Raw genomic sequence first — 24,344 nt, 5'->3', positions numbered from 1 at the left:
ATGGATCTAATGCTTAAACCCAAATATCATATTTTTGTCTGTACTAGCTCCCGGGTGAACGGTCAGCCTAAGGGATTTTGCAATAGCAAGGCTGCTGTGGAAATTGTAGAGAATTTTATGGAAGAAATCAGAGAGAGGGATTTAGGTTCAGAAGTATTTGTATCGAATACAGGCTGTTTCAGCTTGTGTGAAAAGGGGCCCATCGTAGTGGTCTATCCAGACAATGTTTGGTATGGCGGTGTTAGCCCGGATGATGTGGAAGAGATAATGGATGGACACATTGAAGGGGGAAATGTAATAAAACGTTTGGCATTATAAACATTAACTAGCTCCTGAATAAAGGGGGGAATTCCCATGGCTAAGCAAATAGCGGTATGTATAGGTTATAACGGACAGATCACGGATCTTTATCAAAATAGTAAAGTTATTGTCTATCAAAGAAATCAGAACCTCTGGCAGAAAGTCAGGGAAAAAACTTTTTCTATGGGAGATAACTTTGACATCAAAGCTTTACGTGAAATGATGGCTGAACTGATTGATTTTCTTGGTACTTGTAAAACATTCGTGGGACGTAAGGTAACGGGTATTCCCTACTTTACCTTAGAAAAATATGGCTGCAGCATCTGGGAGTTTGAGGGTAATCCTTTGGACTTTCTAGATTATATACTGGACAAAGAGGAAGAAGAGCAAAGAAAACCCAGCGTACAGAATAGCATTAGCTTACCTACTCCGGTAGAGTTTTTCAGTGGCTGCTACCGTATTTCCATCAAAGAAATTCAAGAAAATAACTTGGGTGTTACTTCAAAACAGGTATTATTGCCTTTTATGCGTCAGGGGAAGTACTACTCCCTGGAAATCATATGTAACCATGTTCCTCCCTGGTTGGAAAATGAGATTTTGCTGAACCAGTTGGAAAGAAGGACGGAGGTAATTGGTCAAAACGAGGTAAAGATAGCAATTATGAAAAAGAGTTGTACGTTGTAAACTCTTGCCAAGGGGAGTGGCTTGGATGGAACAGGTATGCTTTGTAGATACGACCTTGAGAGACGGAGAACAGTCACCTGGAATAGCCTTCACTGTAGAAGAAAAGGTCCACATCGCCTATTTACTGGATCGGGTAGGAGTTTATGAGATTGAGGCGGGAATTCCGATTATGGGCAAGTTGGAAAAGGATGCTATTTATCAGATTTTATCAAAAAACTTAAGGGCCAGAGTGACTACCTGGAACCGGGCTACTCTAAAAGATGTTAAGGCATCACTGGAATGTGGAGCACAAAACCTGCATATTTCTACCCCAGTTTCGGATATTCAGATCAAATATAAGTTTAACAGGGACCGGGATTGGGTACTAGATAATTTAATAAGGGTTGTTTATTTTGCCAGAGCATCCGGCTGCACCATATCCGTTGGTGCGGAGGATGCTTCCAGGGCAGATATGGATTTTCTTCTTTCCTTTGCTAGAGTGGCCAGGAAAGAAGGAGCCATTCGCCTACGTTTTGCCGATACCCTAGGCGTACTGGATCCCTTCACCACCAGGGAAAAAGTTGCCCGGATTATTCGGGAAACAGGAATAGAGGTAGAAATGCATGCCCATAACGATTTTGGCATGGCCACAGCCAATGCTCTCGCGGCCCAATTAGCCGGAGCCAAATACCTAAGCACTACAATTTTGGGGTTGGGAGAGAGGGCTGGCAATACATCTTATGAAGAAATATTAAAGGTATTGCAGAAAGCTAAGGGCTTTAAAATAAATGCTAATAAAAAAAAATTACAGGAATTAATTAGGTATGTTACATTAGCCGCTAATTGTAATTAAATTCAAATAGGACAAATATAATACCTATAAATAACTTTGCAAGCGATGCTTTTGCCCCAAGTAATGGTTCTACATTGTAGGGGGAAAATAAATGAAGAAAATGTTAATTTTATTTAGTATCCTATTGGTTACAGTTGGGAGTCTAACAGGCTGTGGCAAGGAGCCAACTAAAGAAAGAAGCCAAGCTAGGGGAGAGCAGATTAAGCTAATTGTTTCGGCAGCGACCAGTTTAAGAGATGCATCTGAAGAATTAAAAATGTTATACAGTAAACAGCATCCTGAAGTAAAGATTACTTATAACTATGGGGCATCCGGTACTTTGCAAAAGCAAATTGAAGAAGGTGCTCCAGTTGACCTTTTTTTATCCGCAGGTGAAAAGCAAATGGATATCCTGTCTGAGAAAGGTCTAATCATTGAAAATTCAAGGCTAAATCTCTTGGAAAATGAATTGGTACTAATTGCTGGCAAAGACAGTTCAATCAATAGTTTTACAGACCTGACCGGGCCGAAGGTTGGTAAGGTCAGTATTGGTACTCCTGAGTCTGTGCCAGCGGGAAAATATGCGCAGGAAACCTTAATCTCCCTTGATTTATGGGATAAACTTGAACCTAAACTGGTTTTGGCCAAGGATGTCCGCCAAGTATTAAATTATGTGGAAACGGGCAATGTTGATGCCGGGCTGGTTTATCGCTCGGACGCATTGATTGCTAAAGGAAGTAAAATCATTACTACTGCCCCGACTGCAACTCACAAACCCATTGTATATCCAATGGCTATTATCAAAAGAACACAGCAACAAAAGACAGTTGAAGACTATGTAGATTTTTTGGCCAGTGGTGAGGCAGCTGATATATTTAAAAAATACGGGTTTAAAATAAGAAATAAATAAAGAGGGGAGCTTATGTTTGAACTTTATGATTGGTCACCGGTTATCCTCTCGCTACGCACAGCAGTGATTGCTTTAATTATTGTTACCTGCCTGGGGGTGCCCTTAGCCAGAATCATGGCCAGAGGGGACTTTGCTGGCAAGGATTTGTTGGAGTCATGCATAACCTTGCCCTTAGTGTTGCCCCCCTCGGTGATTGGGTATGGTTTGTTAATACTGATAGGCAAAAACGGTATATTGGGGAAACTCTTGGACCAAGTGGGGATAACTATTATTTTTACCTGGTGGGCGGTGGTAATGGCGGCCACTGTGGTATCCTTCCCCTTGATGTATCAGAGTGCTAAGGCAGCATTTAAAAGTGTAGATGTAAGCTTTGAGAAGGCAGCAAGAACCTTAGGAGCTAGTGAACTGAGGATTTTCTTTACCATCAGTCTGCCCCTGGCCTGGCCGGGTTTATTAGCTGGGTTAGTGTTAGCCTTTGCTAGGGCGTTAGGGGAATTTGGTGCTACCTTAATGGTGGCAGGTAATATACCCGGTCAGACCCAAACCATTCCAGTGGCTATTTTCTTTGCTGTGGATGCAGGTGACAACACTACTGCCAGAACCCTAGTGGCTATTGTTACAGTTTTTAGTTTCCTGGTCATTTTTTGGGTTAACCGTTGGTCTAGGAGGCAGGTCGATAGGGGGTGAGCACTTGTTAGAAGTTAATTTGGTCAAGAAGTTATGGCATTTTAATCTTGAGCTAATACTAAAGGCGGATAATGAAATAGTGGTGCTCTTAGGTCCTTCTGGTTCAGGGAAAACAACAATCTTACAATGCTTGGCGGGATTATTGAAGCCATCGTCAGGCAGTATTAAAGTTAATGACAAGGTATTATTTTCAGCAGAACAGAATATCAATGTGCCAACTCGGCACAGGGACATTGGTTACCTATTTCAAGATTATGCCCTTTTTCCTCATCTGACTGTTAAAGAAAATGTCTATTACGGCTTAAAAAGCCGGCGAGCAGCAGCAGACACATATTTAAATCCTATGGAGTTATTAGAGTCCTTTGGTGTAGGTCATTTAGTAAATCGTTACCCTCGGCAGTTATCTGGCGGTGAAAAACAAAGGGTGGCTTTGGCTAGGGCATTGGCCATCCGTCCAAAGTTGCTGTTATTAGATGAACCCTTTAGTGCTTTGGATAAGAATACTAGGCTTTGCCTAAGGGAAGAACTAAAAAATCTACATCAGAGTTGGCAGATTCCTTTTATATTAGTAACACATGATGAAGAAGAAGCAGAGTATTTAGGTGACCAGCTGATAGTTATAGAAAAAGGTAAAGCCCTACCTCAGAAATATTGTATTCATCGACGTATTAGTTGATAATAGAAACGTAAAGTGTTATGCTTTAAAAAACGGAATACAAGTTTAGCAAAGGTGCTGAAAATTTTCAGTACCTTTTTGTATTTTCATAATTAAGAAGGTGAATTAGATGAAAATCTGTAAAGGGCGTCCCTTTGGCGCAAGAATACTAAAGACTGGCCTAGCAGTTGCCTTAGCTTTATATATTTGCTCCCTGTTGAAACTGGAACCGAGTATTTTTGCCGCTGTATCAGCGGTTATGAATATTCAACCTTCCATCTATCGATCCTTTCGAAATGCCTTGGATCAAGTTTTCATCCACATTATTTCAGTAATTATTGCAGTTATTTGTGGGTATCTACTGGGCAGTAATCCGATCATTATGGGATTGGCTACCATTCTCATTATTACCACCAATGTAAAGCTCAACATGAAACAAGGGCTGTCCATGGGTATTGTGGCCGGGATATTTGTCTTAGGTGCACCTCAGCATGACTTTTTTAACCACGCCCTTACGCGCTCCTATGTGATATTTGTTGGGCTAGGGGCAGCACTCGTTGTAAATAACCTGTTACCACAACCTCGATATAAGGATAGTTTATTAACCCACTTAGGTAATTTTAATAAACAAACAGCGAGCTTTTTTGAACAACTAATGAGGGGTTTTATTACACTACAACCAATGGATAATGAGGAGTTTAAAATTAGAAGAGATGAAATTAAAGATTTGCTAAGAACCACAAGGAATTTATTTGAACTGCATAGAGAACAAAACCGTTATTTAAATATGGTGCCCTTGGAAGTTGAAGAACGTTGGGAAAAATATCTGGATTTGAATGTTAAACTGTTTTATAAAAGCCAGGAAATATATAGTGCAATTCAGCAAAGACTTCAATGGCGGGCAGAAAGGGGCGATCCTCCTATTTCTAGTGAATTTACCCTGGTTTTAAAAATGTTAGAAAGAGGGATTGGTTCTTTTAAAAGATTAAATCATGATCTCTATCTCTATGTTATTGAAGGACAAGAACCAAAACCCATACCCATTAGTGATGAATTTTGGGAAGAACTGAGCATCTTTATCGACAAATGGCATACCAGAATGACCGGAGCAGCTTTTTTACATGCCTTTATGTATGTTACTGTGATAGCTAATGATATCAAATGGGCCACGCGGAGTATTAAGGAATTTACGTTGCCCGAAGAGAAGGTCTTTGTGGAGCAAAGAAAGGCTGCGTCCTAGAATGGTGGCAGCCTTCTTCGTGAAAAAATCCTTAAATTTTTTGAACTAAATCTGTATATTGTAAATTATTTTTCAATAAATCTTTCTGTTTCATCCACTGAAGAATGTTGTTAACGTCTTTCTCGGTCGGGACTTGGGGCAATGGGTAGTGCTGAAGGCTGTAATCCTTAGCAATTGGTTCAGGGATGTTCACATTCTCTACCAGTAATTGCTTATATTGTTCCGGGTGATTGTTTAGATCATTAACTGCTTTGGCATAGGCTCGGTAGAAGCCTGCCACGGCGCCTTTCTTGTTATCAAGAGTTTTCTGGTTAAAAATTACTACTGCCTGGGAAAGATTGTGGGTGGTATCCTGGGCAATCACCTTTGCACCTTTAAACTCAGCAAAGGTTACCATAGGGTCAGGTACTGTAATGGCAGCAATTTGACTACTAAAGAGCATTTCCATGCGCAGGGGGATTTTAGGCACAGAAACCTTCTTGACTTCAGAGGGCTCAATACCGGCATCCTTTAGCAGTCCATCGGAAACATACTCAATAATGGAATTATACGAAATACCCAAGCTTTTACCTTTTAGATCTTGTAGTGTCTGAATATTAGACCCTGGTGCTGCAACGATAGCGAATTTCCCCTCTTGGGGGCTTGCTCCAAGGGTGAAAGATGTCATCTTCAGATCCAACCCGGAATCTTTCATCATGGTGGCCACGATCATGTCTGTATTCATGCCATTCAGTTGACCTGATTGCATGGCGTTACCCTGCTCCATAGCACTTTGAAAGCGAACTAATTCCACCTGAAGATTTTCTTCAGTAAAATAACCGTTCTTCTCCGCCACCAGCATCGGCATAATGTCCTCAACGGGTAAAACGCCAATTTTTAATTGCTCTGGTTCTGCTTTTTGAGGCGTTTTCTTTTCCTGTGTGCAGCCTGACAATAAAGCGATAGTCAGTAGCAGTAAAAACATTGTTTTAAACTTCTTTCCCAATGCCACCTTTAGAACCTCCTATCCAACAACTAAATTTTTAAAAAATGAACACCGATTCATTTATTGATCCTATCTTAAAATTTCCTTTTTAGAAAGTCAATAGCTTTGTCCCAAGGGTAACAAATTTAGTCATTTTTTATTAGGAGAAGGAAAATGTCATAAAAAAACGAATTTCATTAAACTATATTGATCAATACGGTTTTTAAGGGGATTGTTTTACATGTCACAATCAGAAAATCTAAGTGGTTTTCAAATTTGGATGCTGGCCATACGTCCTAAAACCTTGCCTGCGGCCATGGGGCCAGTCATAGTAGGTGCTTCCCTGGCAGTTGGTGATCGGGTTTTTGATTTTTTTCCAGCCCTAGCGGCTCTACTGGTGTCACTGCTGCTGCAGATCGGTTCCAACCTAGCCAATGACGTATTTGATTTCAAAAAGGGTGTTGATACCAAGGAGAGAACTGGCCCTCTACGGGTTACTCAGGCTGGCCTCTTAACACCCCAACAGGTTATGGGGGGGATGTGGCTAGTATTTGCCTTTGCCTTTGCCCTAGGACTTTATCTCACCTGGGTAGGTGGTTGGGTGATACTTGCTCTGGGGATTGCTGCTATCATCTCGGCCATTGCCTATACCGGAGGTCCTTTTCCGCTGGGTTATAATGGATTGGGTGAAATATTTGTTTTTATTTTCTTTGGCCCGGTGGCGGTCTGTGGTACTTACTATGTTCAGGCCGGAACTGTCAGTCCTGCGGCATGGTGGGCGTCCCTACCAGTGGGATTTTTAATCACAGCAATTTTGGTAGTTAATAACTTGCGGGATTTATCTACGGATAAAAAGACAGGCAAAAGAACTATGGCAGTTCGCCTGGGTCCAAAGGGTACCCAGTGGGAGTATTATCTGCTCGTGGCTGCTTCCTATGCCGTGCCTCTAATCATGTGGTTGCAGGGTCTCGCTGGGGCCTGGGTCCTTTGTTCTTGGTTATCCTTGCCCTTTGTGCTGCCGCTGATCCAGGACATCCGTACAAAGCAGGGGCGGCCCCTCAATGCAACTCTAGCTGGTACCGCCCGCTTGGGTTTAATTTTCAGCATTTTGTTTTCTTTCGGTTACCTAGTGGGAAAAATCTAAGTAATAATAAGCAGCCTGAATCAGTTGATTCAGGCGTTTTTTGTCAAATACAGTCATGTGTTGCGTATGCTATAGGTGAATCCAGGAACATAATTTTTTTTCCGCTATGTCCAATATTAAGTAAAGTATAAATCCCATTAAGCCCATGGCAATAATACCTGCAAACATTTCTTCATAATTCATCCGGCTTAGGGAGTCCATAATAAAAAAGCCAATGCCTGTTTGAGTAGCGTAGGTTTCAGCTAAAAAGAGTACTGCCATGGCGGTACCTAAGCCCAGCCTTAGGGAGGTTAGAATTGCTGGCAGGCAACCAGGCAGATAAACGTGGCGGTAGAGGTCCCAAGAGCTGGCACCAAGAGACTTCAAGGAAAAGATATATTCCTTCTCCATATTTTTAGCTGCATCCCGAGTGGTCACTAAAATTTGGTAAAAGGTAATTAGAGTAATCAAAAGAATTTTTGAACTATCACCGATTCCCAAAATAATTAAGAAAATAGGCATAAAGACAACCTTGGGAATAGGGTAGGTTAAGTAAAGCATTGGCGCCATTTTGGTATCAATTTTCGGATTCTTTCCTAGGAAAATTCCCAGTGGTACAGCCAATATTGTGGCCAAAATTAGGCTCAAGAGCACCCGATAAAGGCTCATCCCTAAATGTGTTAGGAGGTCACCCCGGACACTTTCAAAAAAGCTTTGTAAAGCATCCAGTGGTAATGGAACTGCTGGGCTTTTTAAGCCTATCGCAAGTAGCCACCACAGTAGCAATAGTATGACCAATGAGGAGAGAAAAGGAAATGTCTTTTCTGTAATTTTAAACGCCTGCCGCATACTTTTCCCTCCTGTGCAAAAATGAACGCAAGAAGTTACACTTTTCTAAAAAGGGGACCTTGCCCCGCAGGTCGTAGTCTCCGGCCATTTCGTTTTCTACTACCTGTATGATTTGTCCTGGACCCGGTGACATAACAAAGATTCTTTGGCCAAGAAAGACCGCTTCCTCAATGTTGTGGGTGATTAATAAAATGGTCAACTGAGTTTCCTGCCAGATTTCCAAAAGAAAATCTTGGATTTCTTCCCGGGTCAGGGCATCCAAAGATGAGAAGGGCTCGTCCATGAGCAGCAGCTTTGGTTCCAAAACTAAAGCCCTAGCTATGGCCACACGTTGTCTTTGACCGCCACTTAGTTGGGCTGGGTATCTTTTGGCCAGTGGTAAAAGACCCAGTTTGTCCAACATTGTTTCTGTTTGGGTTTGGATTTCCTGAGGTATTTTTTTTCTTAGTTGTAACCCTAAAGTAACATTGTCCCAGACCGTTTTCCAAGGAAGTAACCCGTAATCCTGTAAGATTAGGGCTGTTTCCCCTCCGCCACGGGGTATCTTATCATCAATCAGCACCTTGCCTGAATATTGGGTATTTAGACCTGCTAATACGTTAAAAAGTGTACTTTTACCACAACCTGAGGGTCCGATGATAACGCCTGTTTTACCATGGGAAAGTGCTAGATCAACCGAGTTCAGCGCAGTGACTGTCTTTCCCCTTTGTAGGTAATTGACACTTAGAGATTTTATTGAAAGATAATCAACTGTTGGCATCCGGTTTCCCCATTCCCCTCAAATTGTATTCCATTAATGTTGCAAAGGATTCCTCTAAGTTCTCTGGTTTTCCTTCCCTTAACCAGTTGATAATCACCTGGCGGAAGCTTCCGACAAAGGCTAGGGCAGCCACAAAGGTATCCTCAGCTGGTATTCTGCCCTGGTTTTTTAATTCATCCAGGTCTTCTTTGGTTAATTTGATTAGTTCATTTTCGATTTCAATGAGCTTAACATTAAAGGCATTGTTAACTCCGGGGACTTGGACAAGGAGAATTTTGGCCATGTTCTTTTCTTTAACGAAAAGTTTAATACAGGCTTCCATGGAAGCCTGCAGTTTATCAAAACTGTCTGTAAAACATGCCCGTTCTTTCTTGATATAATCCAGGAGCTCATGAAACATTTCTTCAACAATCATATTAATAAGGGCTTCTTTATTGGTAAAATACAGATAAAAGGTCCCGGTGGCAATCTTCGCTTTTTTGGCTATGGCTTTAATGGATGTTCCTTGGTAACTATTTTCTGCAAAAACTTCTCGGGCGGCCTTTAGTATTTCTTTTTTTTTGAACTGTAATTTTTCTGTTATTTTATTCGTTTGCCGGTAGGCCATTTAGAATCACCTCACGAAGCTATAAAATGAATGATTATTCATTTTACAGCTTCTATTTTATGAGGGTTTTTCATGCGAGTCAACAAACTTTATGAATACTCCAAAATATACTTTAAAAATAAGAGTCTAGTTTTTATACTTTTATCACAATTTAAGTCTATAATTATAGGCAAAACTTCACAAAGAAGGTGTGGAGGTATGGAAAAGTCAAGAATTCTTATTGTAGATGATGAAGAACGAATTAGGGAAATGATTCGGGAATATACAATTTTAGAGGGATATGATATTGATGAAGCCTCAGATGGTATTGAGGCTTTAGAGCTTTTTAAACAACAGGAATACTCACTGATTATTGTCGATGTGATGATGCCTAAAATGGATGGTTGGAGCCTGTGCAGAGAAATCAGGAGGATATCTCACGTTCCTGTTATTATGTTGACAGCCAGAGGGGAGGAGTATGATAAACTCTTTGGCTTTGAGTTAGGTGTGGATGATTATATTGTAAAACCTTTTAGTCCGAAAGAACTCCTTGCCCGCATCAAGGCAATTATTAGAAGAAGTTCGTTAGCTGGTCCTAAAAATTTTAGGGGTGAAAGTATTAACCATGAAGGTTTAGTTATAGAATTCAACTCGAGAAATGTTTATGTTGATGAAAAGCAAATTAGTCTTACGCCTAAAGAATACGAATTACTGAACTACTTTGTGCACAATCCTAACCAGGTGTTTTCTAGAGAACAACTTCTAAATTCGATCTGGGGTTATGATTTTACAGGGGACAACCGAACTGTAGATACACATGTCAAAATGCTCAGGGAAAGTCTGGGTCCCTATCGTAAATTCATCGTAACAGTATGGGGGATAGGCTATAAATTTGAAGTAGGAGTCAAAAGATGAAAAGTATTGGCATAAAACTTTGGGCTGGCATGATGGCGATGGTAATAGTAGTCTTATTACTCCTATGGTTTTTTCAAATTGTATTTCTTGAAAGCTTTTATAACAATATGAGAATATCTGCAATAAAAGAGGAAGGTGTTTCACTCGTCAAAATGCTTGATCAAGGTGGCATGACAAGTGAATTTAAAAATAAGCTGGACGCTTTTGCCTTTCGTAATAACCTGAGTATTGATTTGCTGGATTCCGCGGGAAAAGCTGTCTACTTAACTGGTTCGACAACCAATGGCCCCATGGCAATGTTGCAAAATAATGCTAGGATTTATGCTTTTCAGGAAGCTCTGACTGGTAAGGAACTTACTGTTCCCTTGACTCACCCTCGTTTCGGGAACAAGTTTATGCTGCTGGGCTTTCCTGTCAAATACTCTGGACAAATAATGGGAGTACTTTTGATCAACATGCCTTTAGCACCGGTGGAGGATACAGCCCTAATCTTAAAGAAACAGTTAATTATTATTACTTTTATACTACTCATTGCTGCAATTATTATATCCTTTATCATCTCGAAAACTTTTACCCGGCCGATATTAGAAATCAAGCGAGTGTCGGAGCAAATGGCGGCTGGGGATTTTTCTCCCAGGATAACAGATAGAAACAAGGATGAAATTGGCCAATTGGCAGAAACAATTAATTATCTTGGAAAACAGCTTGCTAAGGTAGAACAGCTGAGAAAGGATTTGATTGCCAATGTATCCCATGAACTGCGAACTCCCCTAAGCCTGATTAGAGGGTATGCGGAAACCATACGGGATGTCAGCGGGGACGTGCCAGAAAAAAGAGAAAAGCAGCTTGGTATAATTATTGAAGAGACAGAGCGTCTGAGCAAAATAGTGGACGATATTTTAAATCTTTCCCAGCTCCAGTCCGGCTATGTCACCCTTAATAAAAGCTCCTTCTTAATATGGAAGACCCTTGAAGTCGTGGTTAGCCGCTATGAGGTGCTAAGTCAGGAAACCGGTGTACAAATTGTACTGCGGGGTTCTAGTGATGGATTTGTGGAAGCAGATGAAGCGAGAATTGAGCAGGTCATGTTTAACCTAATAATTAATGGATTTAACCATACACCTAGAGGTGGCATCATTACGGTCTCAGTGCATGACTTGCCGGAGACCGTAAAAGTTGAGGTATCGGATACAGGCAGCGGTATACCAGAGGAACAGCTTAGTCACATTTGGCAGAGGTTCTACAAAGCGGAAAAAACAAGAGATAAAAGAATACTGGGAACAGGGTTGGGGCTTGCCATTGTCAAAAGCATCCTAGATGTTCACCAGGTTGCTTATGGTGTGAATAGCCAAAGGGAAGTTGGCACAACCTTCTGGTTTGAGCTCAAAAAAACATTTAATTAAGTTTCACCCTTCTTTTAGTTTTCTATCATACTTCTATCACAACTGCTTCTTATAATAAAAACATAAGGAGTACCAAATATAAAAAAGGAGCGTGTGACGGATGAAAAGTTTAAAGAAACTAGTAGTAGTTGTATCAATGGCCAGTATATTGGGAGTTACAGGTGCTGCCTTTGCAGCTACAGCAATGGCACCAGCTGAAATTGTAGCCCAATTGACAGGAAAATCAATCGCAGATGTAAATCAGGAACGTTCTGGTGGCAACACCTATGGTACCATTGCTAAGGAAGCCGGAGTCCTTGAAGAATTTAAAGCACAAAGTCTGGAACAGAAGAAAGTAGTACTTGATCAAAGAGTAGAGGATGGTCAATTAACCCAGGAACAAGCAGATGAAATATACAATAATATTAAAAACAATCAGGCTACTTGTGATGGCAGTGGCAATGGCAAAATAGGCAGAAAATATGGTGTAGGTTTTGGTCTTGGTCAAGGGCAAGGAGCTGGAGCAGGTATGCGTAACGGCGGTGGATTTGGTGGAGGCATGGGTGCCGGTAACGGCCAAAATAGATAATTTATCAAAAAAGCCGTGGGGGACTCCACGGCTTTTTGAATAAGCAGTATCCGTCCCCTTAGCTCCCTGTCAACTCTAACGATAGGTGGTTATAATTGGTTATTGATGAATAACTTATTATTATCTATAATGAAAGAAAGGGTTTTCACAAGGGGGCGGCAGAGTGAAACGATTGTTATATACCTTTTGCTGGTTTTTAGGACTAGTAGTGGTAACCGAGCTTCTCTTTAGTAACCAGTCACTGGGTTATTTCTGGTTAATAATTGTTGCCTTAAGTATTTTCTTTGGTTTGCAGTCCGGCAGTAGATTTGAATTAGCCGACAATGTAAGTGTTCAGTTAGCTACTTGGCTTCAAAAATATCAGGAATTATCCTATTTTAAACAACAACTATATCTCAGCGAAGTAATAAATAACGCTATAAAAAGCAACCAGACAAAGCAGGCCCTAGAGTTTTTAGAGCAGATTTTAAAGGCTGAGCCAGATAATGAAACTGCTAAGACTTTAATGGCGTCAATTTGGGGTGCTGAATTAATAAGTGAATATGCAAATTAGTAAGGAGCGGGTGGATTAACCACCTGCTTTTTTTGTTTGTTTAGAATAGAATTCAATGAGTTCTGAATATAATTAAATTTCTGTCATAAGGGAATGGTTATGAGTCTCATAATTTATAAGTATTTTACTTTAATTACTGAGCACATTAGAATTTAACTATAAACGACGCAGAAAAATTGGCAGAAGGGGTTTGATCTTATGAAGCAGGATATAAGCATAAGAAATAGTATTGTTCCAGGAATGATCCTAGCATTTATCATTGCCTACACATCAGAGTTTATTCACAAGAGCATTGTCATCGGAGGTCAAAAACCCATTAGTGGAGTAATTATTGCTATCCTCCTGGGAATGTTAGTCAAAAATACCCTGGGTGTTAATAAGGTTTTTGAACCAGGCATAAATTTTGCCATGAAAAAGGTTCTTAAAGCAGCTATTTTCTTGCTAGGACTCGGATTAAGTTTTATTACAGTAGTTACTACCGGATCAAAGGCTTTAATTATTATTGTCATCTGTGTAACCTTTGCCATTACTATAACCTATCTCTTTGGTAGAAAAATGGGTTTACCAGATAAACTAGCTACACTGATCGGTATCGGAACAGCCATTTGCGGTAGTACAGCGATCGTAGCAGCATCTCCAGCCATCGATGCAAAGGATGAGGAAGTTACCTTTTCTGTTGCTACCATTACAATTTTTGGAGTATTGGCAATATTTTTATACCCTTTAATTGGTAAAGCACTTATGCTTACAGACATGCAGTTCGGTACCTGGGCAGGGGTTGCCGTTCACGAAACAGCACAGGTGGTGGCCGCTGGTTTTGCCTACAGTGATCCCGCTGGGCAAATTGCTACAGTGGTTAAATTAACCCGTACCGTTTTATTAGCTCCCATTGTTTTGATCTTGGGTGTAATCTATACCAGGAAACAAAGAAATGTCGCCGGTAGCCAAGGTCAAAAGGTAAACTATTTTAGAATTTTCCCTTGGTTTGTAGTGGGTTTTCTAGCTATGGCAGGCTTACGTACCTTCGGTGACACTATTTGGCTGAATAGTCAAATGTGGACAAGCTTTTTAAGTAATGCCCAGACCCTTTCTAAATTTTTAATTGTTACGGCTATGGCAGGTGTTGGCTTGTTAACTAGCTTTAGTGATATGAAGACCGTAGGAATTAAGCCCTTTGTGGTCGGTTTAGTTGCCTCTCTAATTATGGCAGTGTTTAGTATTACCTTAGTTTTTACCCTGGGTATATAAAAAAGGCAAGGGTCCTTTGCGTCACGCAAAGGACCCTTGTCTTTTTTATGGCATTAAGGTATCGGAGTATTTGCGTCGGTAGTCAAAAAGAAAATCAATAAATTCCTCAACCACCGGGGGTTTAAATTTATCCTTGTGATGAATTAGATAAAACTCCCTATGTAAAGGCATATCTTTAACCTTAACTGGTACCAGTGTACCCAATCTTAGTTCCTTTTGTACGGCCCATTTGGAAAGGACGGTGGTACCAAAGCCAGCCTCCACAGCTTCTTTAACAGCTTCAGTGCTACCCAATTCCATAACCACATTTAAAGCAGTTAGATTAACTCCCATCTCTTCTAAGCGTTCTTCAGCTATTTTTCTTGTTCCCGATCCCAATTCCCTCAAAACCAGAGGAAGGCCAATAAGCTCTTCTATAGAGATAATCTTTCGGTTAGCCAGCGGGTGACCTGGCGAAAAGACAACGATAAGCTCGTCCTGCATAAAGGGGGTGACAATTAATTCTTGGGCATCTACACCGTGTTCAACCAAGCCTAAGTCCAATTCATGTTTTAAAACCATGGTTACTATATGCTCAGTATTGGTAACCAATAGTCTTGCTTTAACCTGTGGATGTTCCTTATTAAAGATACCAAGAATTTTTGGTATTACATATTCTCCTACAGTAAAACTAGCTCCCACCGATAGGGGTCCTTGGATGTGGCCTGTAAAATTTGCGATGTCTTTTTCAGCCTGATCAATAAGGGTTAGAATTTTATCAACATATCCATAAAGAATAAGACCAGAATGGGTAATGGTAATTTGTTGGCTGGTGCGCTCAAATAACTTTGTTTTGAAATGATCTTCCAATGATCGAATATGCATACTAACAGCTGGTTGGGAAATGAATAGTGCCTGTGCTGCCCCAGAAAAACTATTCTTGTCAGCTACCATTTTAAAGACCTGGAATTGATATAAACCCATAGTGCCTCCATTTTATGATAATTTTTTCATAGTCAAGTTTCCCCACTTCGCAGTCAAAAAATGCCAATTATTCTTATACAAGAAAAATTAAAGCAATGTTTCTTGAGAATCTGGCAAGAATAATAATTGACTGCTTTAGGAAATAATTGACTATTTTTGCCCATAATGATTTTATATCAATATTTAATTGTAATAAAGTCAGTCAAAAAATGTCGTAAATTATCGAAAGTGTGATAAATCTAACAGTTAAACAGTTCAACCTTTGATAAAGTTTAAAAAATATTGTTTTTAAATACCTAATTCATAATATTTAAAAAAATTATTCAATACATCAAGAGAGGTGATTGATTTGCATATTCTGGTGTGTGTAAAGCAAGTTCCTGATACGACAGAGGTTCGCATTGATCCCGAGACAAATACCTTAGACAGATCCAGTGCACCAGCCATTATCAACCCCTATGATAGCCATGCAGTGGAAGAGGCTGTTAGGATTAAAGAACGTTTTGGAGGAAAAGTTACCGTTCTTTCCATGGGGCCTCCTGCTGCCGTAGAGGTTATTAAAAGATGTATCATGTTAGGGGCCGATGAAGGCTATCTCTTAAGTGATCGGGCCTTTGCCGGTTCAGATACCTTGGCCACCAGCTATATTTTGGCCAAGGGTGTTGAAGAGATTAGCCGTCGAGAACCAATTGATTTGATTTTTTGTGGGAAACAAGCCATTGATGGAGATACTGCCCAGGTTGGTCCAGGCATTGCCAGAAGGATGGGCATACCACAACTTACCTATGTGCAGGATATTGAAGTAGGGGACATTGATGAGAAAGAGATAACTGTCCATCGTAAACTAGATGATGGTTATGAAGTGGTTAAGTCAAAACTACCCTGTTTAATTACAGTGGAGAAAGAAATTAATGAGTTAAGATATGAAAGTCTACCAAATTTGTTAAAGGCAGCTCGTTACCAGCCAATTATCTTAGGAGCATCAGATCTTAATGCAGATCTTACTCAGATGGGGCTTAAGGGTTCTCCTACCTCGGTTGCCAAAATATTTGCCCCGTCACAAAGGGGTCAAGGGGAAATACTCAAAGGTTCTGACAAGAATGTAGTTGATATTTTAATTCAAAAATTATCTCAAAAAGTAGTTTGAAAAACTATAAGGGGTGGTTCACATGGCTGTCAAAGTAACACCTGCCTGTATGGGTTGCCAGGCATGCATAGCATCTTGTCCCCATGAGGCCCTTTTTATAAATGAAGATGGAGTTTGTCAAGTTATTGAGGATAAGTGTGCAGAATGTAGTGAATGTGTAGGGGTTTGCCCAGTTGCTGCCCTAGAACTGGCCACCAAACAAGTGGATACCTCTAAAGAATTAGGAACTCAAAACACGCCTGCAGAAGCAAGCCCTCTGGAAAACCAGGATTCCCAAGTGGCGGCCCAACTAACTGGGGATTTGGCTAAATATAAGGGTGTTTGGGTGTTTATTGAGCAAAGGGAAGGTGAGATTGCACCAGTTTCTTTAGAATTATTAGGGGCTGGGAGGAGATTGTCAGATAAACTAGGGGTAGAACTTTCTGGTGTCATACTTGGCTATAAAATAAGTGGGTTGGAAGCAAAATTATATGAGTATGGAGCAGATAAGGTTTACCTTTTAGATAATCCTTCACTTCATTATTATCGTGCTGAAACTTATATGCAGGTTTTTGTCAAATTAGTTCAGCAGTATTTACCGGAAATTATTTTAATGGGTGCCACCACTACTGGGCGGGATTTAGCTGGAGCAGTGGCTACCGAACTGGCTACTGGATTAACAGCCGATTGCACGGTGCTGGATATTGATCTAGAAAAACGCTTGCTGTTAGCCACTCGACCTGCCTTTGGTGGGAATATTATGGCTACCATTGTTTCTAAAAATCATCGTCCCCAAATGGCAACGGTTCGTCCTAAGGTTATGAAGATGGCCGACCCGGTGACAGGGCGGCAAGGTATACTAATCAAACCAGAAATAACCTTAAACGAAGCGGATATGCTTACTAAGGTCTTAGAGATTGTCAAGGATCAAGGGGACAAGATTAACCTTCAGGAAGCAGAAATTATTGTTGCTGGTGGTCGTGGGTTAGGGGATAAGGAAAATTTCCGTAAAACCTGCTTTAGCTTGGCTGAAGCCATTGGTGGCAAAGTAGGAGGGTCCAGGGCTGCTGTGGAGGCAGGTTGGATTGAACCTAAATATCAGGTGGGTCAAACTGGAGTAACCGTAGCACCCAAAATTTATTTTGCTTTAGGGATTTCGGGTGCTATTCAACATATTGTGGGAATTCGTGGTTCAGATATCATTATTGCCATCAACACTGATCCGGATGCTCCAATATTTAAGGAATGTACCTATGGAATAGTTGGGGATGCCACCCAAATAGTACCTTCGTTAATAGAACCATTAAAGGAATTATTTAAAGACAAAAAATCTAATGATGTCACGCCGGGCAAAGGGGGGACTCGCTGTGCCTGAAAAATTTGATGCTATTGTTGTGGGTGCCGGGGTTGCGGGCCTCGCCGCAGCCTATAAATTGGCTAAAGCAGGTTTAGCTGTTGTAGTAATTGAGAGGGGTGACTACCCAGGAGCAAAAAATGTGATGGGCGGTGTTCTTTACCGTGCTATGATGGAGGAATTAATACCAGAATTCTGGAAAGAAGCCCCCTTACAGCGGCCAGTGGTTGAACAAAGGTTTTGGCTTATGGATGAAGATTCAGTGGTGACCACTAGTTATAAAGGTCAGTCCTGGGCCCAGGAACCCTATAACTGCTTTACAGTATTTCGGGGTCAGTTTGACCAATGGTTTGCCCGTAAGTGCACCGAAGCTGGTGCCATCATTATTAATGAAACCACTGTGGAATCCTGCATTGTAGAGAATGGGAAGGTGGTAGGGGTTAGGACCACTCGCCCTGACGGGGACCTTTATGCCAATGTTGTGGTACTGGCCGACGGAGTAAACTCACTGTTGGCTCAGGAACTGGGTTTTCATAGAGAATGGCAACCCCAGCAGGTGGCTTTAGTAGTGATGGAGGTATTAAAACTGCCTTCCCAGGTTATTGAAGAACGATTTAACCTAGAACCGGGAATGGGAACCACCATTGAAATTTTTGGCAGTGGTACCTTGGGTATGGTTGGGACATCCTTTATTTATACCAACAAGGAACATATCTCTTTTGGTGTGGGGGCACTGCTTTCTCAAGTGCGGGAAAGGCAGATCCGACCCTATGACCTACTGGAGAATTTAAAAAATCACCCAATGGTTCGGCCACTCATTCGGAATGGCGAACCTGTGGAGTACTATGCTCATTTAATTCCTGAAGGAGGCTATAAGGCCATTCCGAAAATGGTGGGTGACGGAGTTGTTGTAGTGGGGGACGCGGCTCAGTTGGTCAATAGTATCCATCGGGAAGGTAGCAATTTAGCCATGACCTCAGGCAGATTGGCTGCAGAGGCAATAATTAGAGCCCATGAAATTGGTGAATTTAATGAACGGGCTTTATCTCATTATCAAGAAAAATTAAGAGATAGTTTTGTAATATCAGATTTGAAAAAATATAAGGATACCTCGGAATTGTTTGAGAACAGGCCCCAATATTTCAACCAGTATATACCAGCAGCAAATATGGCCCTACGTGAAATGCTAACTGTGGATGGTACCAGTAAAAGGGACAAACAGAAGCTTATTGCACGGAGACTATTAAGCGGCAGATCCATGTACTCTATGGGTAAAGATATATATCAAGCTTGGAGGGCGGTGAAATAATGAGGGAGCAAATAAGTGAGCCAAAGGAAGGTTTGAAGTACCTGGATAAGGAAGTTAACATTGATGATAAATTATATCTAAACCGCTGGAAACCTGACCAACAATCACACCTGGTAATTAAAGATCAATCCATCTGTGCAGAGAAATGTTCAGAAAAGAATTGTACCGTATTTTGCCCCGCCAGAGTCTATGAATGGAGGGATGGTCGTATTGCTGTGGGCTATGAAGGCTGCCTAGAATGCGGTGCCTGCCGCATCGCCTGTCCCCACAATAATATCGAGTGGCGCTATCCCCGGGGAGGACATGGAGTTCAGTTTAGATTAGCCTAATCTCAGTTGTCAGCCATTAGCCGTCAGCCATCAGCTAACCCATAGGAAAAACATGCAAAAAAGCTGAAGGCTGAAGGCGGAGGGCTGAAGGCTAAACCCTAAACCTATCGGACTTTTCATTTCCCTACTGAATTTCAGTGTTTATTTCAGGACACTTATCTCCCCATAAATCTTTGAGCATTGGAGTAGAAAATTTTCTCCTCTCTTTCCTCCCCAAGCCCAAAGGAGCGGATGTGCTCTATGGCCTTTTCAGGCGGGTAATCCATAATAGGAAAATCACTGCCATAGATAATTTTATCTGGATAGTTTTTTAAGGTTTCTTTTAGAAAATCTATACTCTTATTGTTATCACCAAGTATTATGTCATACCTTTGGTTGCCAAAGATATAGGCAGTGTCAAGATATAAATTCTCGTATTTATCCAGAAGCTTTAGGTACTGGTTATGATAATCTGGTAAACCTAAATGAGCTATCATGATTTTTATTCCTGTATATTCTCTTAACAAAGAAGCTACTTCATCAGGTGTAGGTAAAGGTGAATAAGCCGGCATGGAGCTGGCATGAAGGACTAACCCCTTACCCCGATCAGAGAGTAACTGTAACACTTCCCTGAACCTGTCATCAGTGATAGATACCCTTTGAACAAAACAGTGAATTTTCACACCGTAAAAGTTATATTGTTCCAAAAAGATTTTAAGCATTTCAGTTTTTTTGATATCGTCTTGGTGTACACAGGCATAGGGCCTTATTGCTGGGTATTGATTCGTTAGATTTGCCAACCATTCATTTAGTTCTTGACTGGTGCCTACTTTACTTGCGTAGGCCATAACCATAATTTCGGATACCCCGGTATTATGCAAATATTCTATATGTTTTTCAGCAGGCCATTTGAAGGGCATATCCCAGCCTTCATGTTTTTCAAACCAGTTCAGGATTGCCTTCATTAATCTTTCGGGGTATAAATGCACATGACCATCTATTATTTTATACATATACCCAAGCTCCTTTTACCCATTTATTTGAATAATTAGACAATTAAGTCAGTATCCCTTCTTAATTTTTATTCGACTAAGCCACATTTTACTCAAAATAATAACTGGATATATGAAATAGATTGCCTTAGTCATCAGTTTATGGGGTAGTAGCGGGTCAAAAATATTAATAAAATTAAGCACTGGCTACCGTGCCAGTGCTTTAAGATATACGTCATACATGATCATTATTTAAGCTACCATCTCACTTATATATTATTCTGGTACATGATACCAACCGGGCCTCAAGGTGCCCGGTTGATTTAGTATAAAGATTATTTATTTTACTAAGGTGACAGGACAATGGGACTGATGCAATACTTGGTGGCTCACACTTCCAAATAGTAACCCTCGGAAGTCTGTTAACCCTCTGGAACCTACAACGATTTGTGTAAAATCATTCTTTTGGGCATAGTCGATTATTGCCTGCTCTGGCTTTCCAAAAACCAGTTGCTTTTTTATTGGAAACCCCAATTTTTGAAATTCAAAAGTTTGCTCGTTTAGTATTTGCCAGCCCCGTTCAATGTCGGAGTCTTTGGTTAAGGGAGTATCCCCGATTTGATTACCGGGTTTTGGCTTAATAACGTGAATTGCAGTAATGTCCATTTTGTCACGTAACTTTGTAAGTTCTGCTAAGTATTGTGCTGCCCTTTTTGAATTTTCCGAGCCATCTACAGCAAGTAAATATCGAAACATGCTATTTCCCTCCCCAATAATAAATGGTTAGGTAGCAAATAATACTTAGTATATGTAATAATAGCATAATAGTTTCTAAACTGTCTGTGATAAAGATCACCCTCAATTTTGTTTTTTGGTTATGTAAATAATCTTTGCCATCATGTTTTTCCTCGGTTTTGTGACAGAAGATCTTGGGGGTTTAATAAAAAGTCATTCATAAACATTAGATTTTATAGATTAGTGCTATAAATATTTGAGCTATAATTACAAGAATTTGTTGTGTCTTCACAATGACTGTTTGTTTGTCACGAGGATGACTCATGTGTAAGATTGTATTAAAGATTATTATCACAATATCAGAGAGTGATAAATGCAGATAGGGAGAGGATAAGCTTTATGCAGAAAAATGCCAGTGCCAGTATCCCGGCGGGAATTCCTTTGAGTGGTAGTAGTGTGGATGTAAATGCAGGTGTCAGAATTAAAAACAATTACTTTGATGGTTTACCGGTTTCTAGGAATCATATGGGTATTTTCTTAATTATTATCTTGGCCTATTTCTTTGAACAACTGGATAACAACAACTTTTCTTTCGTTGCTCCGGCCCTTATTAAATCTTGGGGCATTTCGATGGAAGACATTGCTCATATTACCTCCTTATACTTTGTCGGTATGACCTTAGGTGGTTTACTAGGGGGTGTTATCTCAGACTTTATTGGACGCAGAAAAACATTTTTAGCCAGTATTGTTATATTCTCAGTAGCTTCCATTGTGAACGGACTTGCCAACGACTTAATGACCTTTGCCATTGCCAGAGCAGTTACCGGATTTGGTATCTTTTGCATGATGGTTGTATCCATTGCCTATATTTCAGAAATGACTCCCGGAGAAAGCAGGGGGAAGTGGCAGAACATGACTGCAGGTATTGGCTTTCTGGCTATGCCTGTGATCGGCGTAATCGCTAGGATGATCGTTCCGATGAGTCCCGATGCTTGGCGCTATATCTTTTACATGGGTGGTCTGGGACTAATTGGTTTCTTATTCGGACTTAAGTATCTGAAAGAGTCTCCCCGTTGGTTGGTATCTAAGGGACGGGTAGCAGAAGCAGAGCAGGTAATGTTTGAGCTAACTGGTCGTCAGGTTGATTTAAGTGAAGCAGCTAAGAAAGTACAGCCCAGAGAAAATGTAATGGAAGTTCTGGTTGGAATGTTTAGTAGAGGATATATTAAAAGAACAGTGGTGCTGCTAGTTTCCTTTATAAGTGTCTGCATTCCCGGATTTGTGTTTATGGCCTGGACACCTACCTTGTTGCAACAAAAGGGTTTTTCCTTGGAACAATCCTTGTTTGCTAGTTCTCTGATTATTCTAGGTGCTCCCATTGGATGTTTCCTTTCCTCCTTCATCTCCGATAAAGGTGGAAGAAAAATTCCCATTGGGGTTATGGCCCTTTGCTGGGCGGCACTGGCAGCCGTCTTTGCTAATCTGGGCAACAATTTAACTTTAATCATTGCCATTGGTATGGGTATGAATGCCTTTAACTTAGCTGGGAGCTTTACCTTATTCTCCTATGTAGCTGAGTCCTATCCAACAAGGATGCGTAATACCGCCACTGGATTCCATAACGCCATGGGACGATTATCTGTGGCTGGGTCCCAACTGATGGTACCGGTTATCTATGCAAAATTTGGATTTGGTGGCGTATTTACTGTAATCTCTGGTTTCTTGATTGTATTAGGTGTTACTGTATTAGTCTTTGGTGAACGGACTGGCGGTAAGTCCTTGGAAGAAGTAGCCTAAGTATACTCTTTCCAGGAAAAAACAAGAAGGCTGATAAGTAAAATGGACCCTATGGAATGAACACTTGAAAAAAAGTGTTTTACCCATAGGGTTCTTTTTTTGTACAATCATAGCAACAGGAGGAAGGATAAAGTGAGCAAAATTATATTTTCATCCGATGACATCAAAAAACTGGAGACAAACCCCTATGTTGCTAAGGTTTCTGAACGTTCCATCACATACACCAATGATTTTAAGCGTTTGTTCATTGACCAATACTTGAAGGGTAAGTTGCCTCGAGCTATATTTACGGATGCTGGATTCGATATTGATATTATTGGAGTAAAACGATATGAGCAGGCTGCTTACAGATGGATTAGGTCCTATAATGAAGATGGAATCTTAGGACTAAGAGATACTCGTACAGAAAATTCCGGTCGTCCACGGATTAATGAACTTTCACAAGAAGAAATTATTACCCGCCAGGAGGCAAAGATAAAGTTACTCGAGGAGCAAATAGAACTGCTAAAAAAGTTAGACAAAATCGAAAGGAGGATGGTAAACACAGGAAAAAGTCTCGCAACAAGTGATATATTTCAGTTAATTAGCGACACCATTTCAAAATATAAAATGAAGGGTATGGTATCGTATTTCTGTGATATGTTGGGGGTTTCACGGTCTGGGTATTACAATTACTTGTCGTCTGAAGAAACTCGACAGTTACAGGAAGAAAAAGACCTCCATGCAAGGGATATGATTCTTAACGCCTATTACAAGCATGGATACAAGAAAGGCTCACGTTCAATAAAAATGGTATTAGAACAGGAATTCGAATTGGTGTTTAATAGAAAACGGATACAAAGAATCATGCGTAAATATGATATTAAATGTCCAATCAGGAAGGCTAATCCTTACCGACGGATGGCAAAAGCCACAAAAGAACATAGGGTAGTTCCCAATCTTTTAAATAGACAATTCAAACAGCGTATTCCTGGAAAGGTACTTCTAACTGATATTACATATCTTCCATTTGGTGTATCTAAAATGGCCTATTTATCAACAATTAAAGATGCTTCTACAAATGAAATTCTTTCTTATCATGTATCTGAGCGCATCACCTTAGATATTGCCACAAAAACCATTGAAAACTTGATAAATCATAACAGTGAACTACTGCATTCTGAAGCATTTGTTCATTCCGATCAAGGATGCCATTATACCAGTCCAACGTTCCAGAGGCTTCTCAAGAAATATGGTTTAGGCCAATCTATGTCTAGGCGTGGCAACTGTTGGGACAACGCTCCACAAGAATCCTTCTTTGGTCACATGAAGGATGAAATTGATTATCGAACCTGTAATACGTTTCAAGAAGTAGAAAAACTAATTGACCACTATATCAATTACTATAACAACCATAGATATCAATGGGGATTAAAAAAGCTGGCCCCTGTACAATACAGGAACCAGCTTTTAGCAGCCTAATGCTCTTTTTTAAACTGTCCTTGACATAGGGTCCACTTTAAAG

At 40.5% G+C, this 24,344-nt stretch carries 26 protein-coding genes; 19 read left to right on the top strand and 7 right to left on the bottom strand.

Going from position 1 to position 24,344, the window contains the following annotated elements; genetic code table 11:
• Positions 1–9 precede the first annotated feature (9 nt).
• From ACYQ03_RS00290 to ACYQ03_RS00260, 7 genes are all read left to right on the top strand, one after another.
• Positions 10–318, top strand: a complete 309-nt coding sequence (locus ACYQ03_RS00290) for a 2Fe-2S ferredoxin (RefSeq protein ID WP_459906767.1) — start codon at positions 10–12, stop codon at positions 316–318.
• A gap of 36 nt (positions 319–354) precedes the next feature.
• Positions 355–984, top strand: coding sequence for a Fe-only nitrogenase accessory AnfO family protein (locus tag ACYQ03_RS00285; RefSeq protein ID WP_459906766.1), 630 nt, complete (start codon positions 355–357; stop codon positions 982–984).
• A gap of 25 nt (positions 985–1,009) precedes the next feature.
• Positions 1,010–1,816: a beta/alpha barrel domain-containing protein gene (locus ACYQ03_RS00280; protein ID WP_459906765.1), complete on the top strand. Its 807-nt coding sequence runs from the start codon at positions 1,010–1,012 to the stop codon at positions 1,814–1,816.
• A gap of 91 nt (positions 1,817–1,907) precedes the next feature.
• Positions 1,908–2,705, top strand: a complete 798-nt coding sequence (gene modA / locus ACYQ03_RS00275) for a molybdate ABC transporter substrate-binding protein (protein ID WP_459906763.1) — start codon at positions 1,908–1,910, stop codon at positions 2,703–2,705.
• A gap of 12 nt (positions 2,706–2,717) precedes the next feature.
• Positions 2,718–3,392 carry a molybdate ABC transporter permease subunit gene (gene modB, locus ACYQ03_RS00270; protein ID WP_459906762.1) on the top strand — a complete coding sequence of 225 codons (675 nt, stop codon included), beginning with the start codon at positions 2,718–2,720 and terminating at the stop codon, positions 3,390–3,392.
• A 4-nt stretch (positions 3,393–3,396) separates the two neighbouring features.
• Positions 3,397–4,068: an ABC transporter ATP-binding protein gene (locus tag ACYQ03_RS00265; RefSeq protein WP_459906761.1), complete on the top strand. Its 672-nt coding sequence runs from the start codon at positions 3,397–3,399 to the stop codon at positions 4,066–4,068.
• 109 nt (positions 4,069–4,177) lie between these two features.
• Complete coding sequence (locus tag ACYQ03_RS00260; RefSeq protein WP_459906759.1) at positions 4,178–5,287, top strand: FUSC family protein; 1,110 nt, start codon at positions 4,178–4,180, stop codon at positions 5,285–5,287.
• A gap of 31 nt (positions 5,288–5,318) precedes the next feature.
• On the opposite strand, the gene ACYQ03_RS00255 is transcribed toward ACYQ03_RS00260, so the two are convergent.
• On the bottom strand, positions 5,319–6,278 hold the full coding sequence (locus ACYQ03_RS00255; protein ID WP_459906757.1) for an ABC transporter substrate-binding protein: 960 nt from the start codon (positions 6,276–6,278) through the stop codon (positions 5,319–5,321).
• A gap of 214 nt (positions 6,279–6,492) precedes the next feature.
• Between ACYQ03_RS00255 and ACYQ03_RS00250 the strand changes: the two genes are divergently transcribed.
• Positions 6,493–7,395 carry a 1,4-dihydroxy-2-naphthoate polyprenyltransferase gene (locus tag ACYQ03_RS00250; protein WP_459906755.1) on the top strand — a complete coding sequence of 301 codons (903 nt, stop codon included), beginning with the start codon at positions 6,493–6,495 and terminating at the stop codon, positions 7,393–7,395.
• Positions 7,396–7,464: 69 nt separating this feature from the next.
• Here the strand turns inward: ACYQ03_RS00250 and ACYQ03_RS00245 are convergent, their stop codons facing one another.
• From ACYQ03_RS00245 to ACYQ03_RS00235, 3 genes are read right to left on the bottom strand one after another with little or no spacing between them, the layout of a single operon-like run.
• A complete protein-coding gene (locus ACYQ03_RS00245; protein ID WP_459906753.1) occupies positions 7,465–8,223 on the bottom strand; it encodes an ABC transporter permease in 759 nt (252 codons plus the stop codon).
• Positions 8,207–8,983 carry an ABC transporter ATP-binding protein gene (locus ACYQ03_RS00240; RefSeq protein WP_459906751.1) on the bottom strand — a complete coding sequence of 259 codons (777 nt, stop codon included), beginning with the start codon at positions 8,981–8,983 and terminating at the stop codon, positions 8,207–8,209. The genes ACYQ03_RS00245 and ACYQ03_RS00240 overlap by 17 nt, the downstream gene beginning before the upstream one ends.
• Positions 8,970–9,590, bottom strand: coding sequence for a TetR/AcrR family transcriptional regulator (locus ACYQ03_RS00235; protein WP_459906749.1), 621 nt, complete (start codon positions 9,588–9,590; stop codon positions 8,970–8,972). Before ACYQ03_RS00235 ends, ACYQ03_RS00240 begins: the two co-directional genes overlap by 14 nt.
• Positions 9,591–9,788: 198 nt before the next feature.
• Between ACYQ03_RS00235 and ACYQ03_RS00230 the strand changes: the two genes are divergently transcribed.
• The 5 genes from ACYQ03_RS00230 (at position 9,789) to ACYQ03_RS00210 (ending at position 14,256) form a co-directional block, all read left to right on the top strand.
• The gene (locus ACYQ03_RS00230; RefSeq protein ID WP_459906747.1) at positions 9,789–10,484 is read left to right on the top strand and encodes a response regulator transcription factor; all 696 of its coding nucleotides are present in this window, start codon (positions 9,789–9,791) and stop codon (positions 10,482–10,484) included.
• Positions 10,481–11,887, top strand: coding sequence for a HAMP domain-containing sensor histidine kinase (locus ACYQ03_RS00225; RefSeq protein WP_459906745.1), 1,407 nt, complete (start codon positions 10,481–10,483; stop codon positions 11,885–11,887). Before ACYQ03_RS00230 ends, ACYQ03_RS00225 begins: the two co-directional genes overlap by 4 nt.
• A 100-nt stretch (positions 11,888–11,987) precedes the next feature.
• A complete protein-coding gene (locus ACYQ03_RS00220) occupies positions 11,988–12,455 on the top strand; it encodes a DUF2680 domain-containing protein (protein WP_459906743.1) in 468 nt (155 codons plus the stop codon).
• Positions 12,456–12,618: 163 nt separating this feature from the next.
• Positions 12,619–13,008 carry a hypothetical protein gene (locus ACYQ03_RS00215; protein ID WP_459906741.1) on the top strand — a complete coding sequence of 130 codons (390 nt, stop codon included), beginning with the start codon at positions 12,619–12,621 and terminating at the stop codon, positions 13,006–13,008.
• Between the two features lie 198 nt (positions 13,009–13,206).
• Entirely contained in the window at positions 13,207–14,256 is a 1,050-nt protein-coding gene (locus ACYQ03_RS00210; RefSeq protein WP_459906739.1) for a YeiH family protein, read from the top strand.
• A 45-nt stretch (positions 14,257–14,301) separates the two neighbouring features.
• On the opposite strand, the gene ACYQ03_RS00205 is transcribed toward ACYQ03_RS00210, so the two are convergent.
• The gene (locus ACYQ03_RS00205; protein ID WP_459906737.1) at positions 14,302–15,219 is read right to left on the bottom strand and encodes a selenium metabolism-associated LysR family transcriptional regulator; all 918 of its coding nucleotides are present in this window, start codon (positions 15,217–15,219) and stop codon (positions 14,302–14,304) included.
• 349 nt (positions 15,220–15,568) lie between these two features.
• On the opposite strand from ACYQ03_RS00205, the gene ACYQ03_RS00200 reads away from it, so the two are divergent.
• From ACYQ03_RS00200 to ACYQ03_RS00185, 4 genes are read left to right on the top strand one after another with little or no spacing between them, the layout of a single operon-like run.
• A complete protein-coding gene (locus ACYQ03_RS00200) occupies positions 15,569–16,366 on the top strand; it encodes an electron transfer flavoprotein subunit beta/FixA family protein (protein ID WP_459906735.1) in 798 nt (265 codons plus the stop codon).
• 22 nt (positions 16,367–16,388) lie between these two features.
• On the top strand, positions 16,389–17,720 hold the full coding sequence (locus ACYQ03_RS00195; RefSeq protein ID WP_459906733.1) for an FAD-binding protein: 1,332 nt from the start codon (positions 16,389–16,391) through the stop codon (positions 17,718–17,720).
• Positions 17,713–19,008, top strand: a complete 1,296-nt coding sequence (locus tag ACYQ03_RS00190; protein ID WP_459906731.1) for an FAD-dependent oxidoreductase — start codon at positions 17,713–17,715, stop codon at positions 19,006–19,008. Before ACYQ03_RS00195 ends, ACYQ03_RS00190 begins: the two co-directional genes overlap by 8 nt.
• Positions 19,008–19,337: a ferredoxin family protein gene (locus tag ACYQ03_RS00185; RefSeq protein WP_459906729.1), complete on the top strand. Its 330-nt coding sequence runs from the start codon at positions 19,008–19,010 to the stop codon at positions 19,335–19,337. The genes ACYQ03_RS00190 and ACYQ03_RS00185 overlap by 1 nt, the downstream gene beginning before the upstream one ends.
• 155 nt (positions 19,338–19,492) lie before the next feature.
• On the opposite strand, the gene ACYQ03_RS00180 is transcribed toward ACYQ03_RS00185, so the two are convergent.
• Positions 19,493–20,329 (bottom strand): amidohydrolase family protein, encoded by an 837-nt coding sequence (locus tag ACYQ03_RS00180; protein WP_459906727.1) that lies wholly within the window; start codon positions 20,327–20,329, stop codon positions 19,493–19,495.
• Positions 20,330–20,647: 318 nt separating this feature from the next.
• Entirely contained in the window at positions 20,648–21,064 is a 417-nt protein-coding gene (locus tag ACYQ03_RS00175; protein WP_459906725.1) for a universal stress protein, read from the bottom strand.
• Positions 21,065–21,442: 378 nt separating this feature from the next.
• On the opposite strand from ACYQ03_RS00175, the gene ACYQ03_RS00170 reads away from it, so the two are divergent.
• Together ACYQ03_RS00170 and ACYQ03_RS00165 are read left to right on the top strand one after the other, a co-directional pair.
• Positions 21,443–22,840: an MFS transporter gene (locus ACYQ03_RS00170; RefSeq protein WP_459906723.1), complete on the top strand. Its 1,398-nt coding sequence runs from the start codon at positions 21,443–21,445 to the stop codon at positions 22,838–22,840.
• 132 nt (positions 22,841–22,972) lie between these two features.
• Entirely contained in the window at positions 22,973–24,301 is a 1,329-nt protein-coding gene (locus ACYQ03_RS00165; RefSeq protein ID WP_459906721.1) for an IS3 family transposase, read from the top strand.
• The last annotated feature ends 43 nt before the right edge of the window (positions 24,302–24,344 follow it).

This window comes from Desulfotomaculum defluvii, from assembly GCF_054657375.1.
This window is presented reverse-complemented; position numbering and strand designations above follow the sequence as displayed.

What these genes read in the sequence shown, in the direction of transcription:
- ACYQ03_RS00290 (WP_459906767.1), top strand. Translation starts at nt 10, where the DNA reads ATGCTTAAACCCAAATATCATATTTTTGTCTGTACTAGCTCCCGGGTG.
- ACYQ03_RS00170 (WP_459906723.1), top strand. Translation starts at nt 21,443, where the DNA reads ATGCAGAAAAATGCCAGTGCCAGTATCCCGGCGGGAATTCCTTTGAGT.
- ACYQ03_RS00220 (WP_459906743.1), top strand. Translation starts at nt 11,988, where the DNA reads ATGAAAAGTTTAAAGAAACTAGTAGTAGTTGTATCAATGGCCAGTATA.
- modA (WP_459906763.1), top strand. Translation starts at nt 1,908, where the DNA reads ATGAAGAAAATGTTAATTTTATTTAGTATCCTATTGGTTACAGTTGGG.
- ACYQ03_RS00225 (WP_459906745.1), top strand. Translation starts at nt 10,481, where the DNA reads ATGAAAAGTATTGGCATAAAACTTTGGGCTGGCATGATGGCGATGGTA.
- ACYQ03_RS00285 (WP_459906766.1), top strand. Translation starts at nt 355, where the DNA reads ATGGCTAAGCAAATAGCGGTATGTATAGGTTATAACGGACAGATCACG.
- ACYQ03_RS00235 (WP_459906749.1), bottom strand. Translation starts at nt 9,590, where the DNA reads ATGGCCTACCGGCAAACGAATAAAATAACAGAAAAATTACAGTTCAAA.
- ACYQ03_RS00280 (WP_459906765.1), top strand. Translation starts at nt 1,010, where the DNA reads ATGGAACAGGTATGCTTTGTAGATACGACCTTGAGAGACGGAGAACAG.
- ACYQ03_RS00195 (WP_459906733.1), top strand. Translation starts at nt 16,389, where the DNA reads ATGGCTGTCAAAGTAACACCTGCCTGTATGGGTTGCCAGGCATGCATA.
- ACYQ03_RS00175 (WP_459906725.1), bottom strand. Translation starts at nt 21,064, where the DNA reads ATGTTTCGATATTTACTTGCTGTAGATGGCTCGGAAAATTCAAAAAGG.
- ACYQ03_RS00245 (WP_459906753.1), bottom strand. Translation starts at nt 8,223, where the DNA reads ATGCGGCAGGCGTTTAAAATTACAGAAAAGACATTTCCTTTTCTCTCC.
- ACYQ03_RS00210 (WP_459906739.1), top strand. Translation starts at nt 13,207, where the DNA reads ATGAAGCAGGATATAAGCATAAGAAATAGTATTGTTCCAGGAATGATC.
- ACYQ03_RS00250 (WP_459906755.1), top strand. Translation starts at nt 6,493, where the DNA reads ATGTCACAATCAGAAAATCTAAGTGGTTTTCAAATTTGGATGCTGGCC.
- ACYQ03_RS00205 (WP_459906737.1), bottom strand. Translation starts at nt 15,219, where the DNA reads ATGGGTTTATATCAATTCCAGGTCTTTAAAATGGTAGCTGACAAGAAT.
- ACYQ03_RS00185 (WP_459906729.1), top strand. Translation starts at nt 19,008, where the DNA reads ATGAGGGAGCAAATAAGTGAGCCAAAGGAAGGTTTGAAGTACCTGGAT.
- ACYQ03_RS00180 (WP_459906727.1), bottom strand. Translation starts at nt 20,329, where the DNA reads ATGTATAAAATAATAGATGGTCATGTGCATTTATACCCCGAAAGATTA.
- modB (WP_459906762.1), top strand. Translation starts at nt 2,718, where the DNA reads ATGTTTGAACTTTATGATTGGTCACCGGTTATCCTCTCGCTACGCACA.
- ACYQ03_RS00230 (WP_459906747.1), top strand. Translation starts at nt 9,789, where the DNA reads ATGGAAAAGTCAAGAATTCTTATTGTAGATGATGAAGAACGAATTAGG.
- ACYQ03_RS00260 (WP_459906759.1), top strand. Translation starts at nt 4,178, where the DNA reads ATGAAAATCTGTAAAGGGCGTCCCTTTGGCGCAAGAATACTAAAGACT.
- ACYQ03_RS00240 (WP_459906751.1), bottom strand. Translation starts at nt 8,983, where the DNA reads ATGCCAACAGTTGATTATCTTTCAATAAAATCTCTAAGTGTCAATTAC.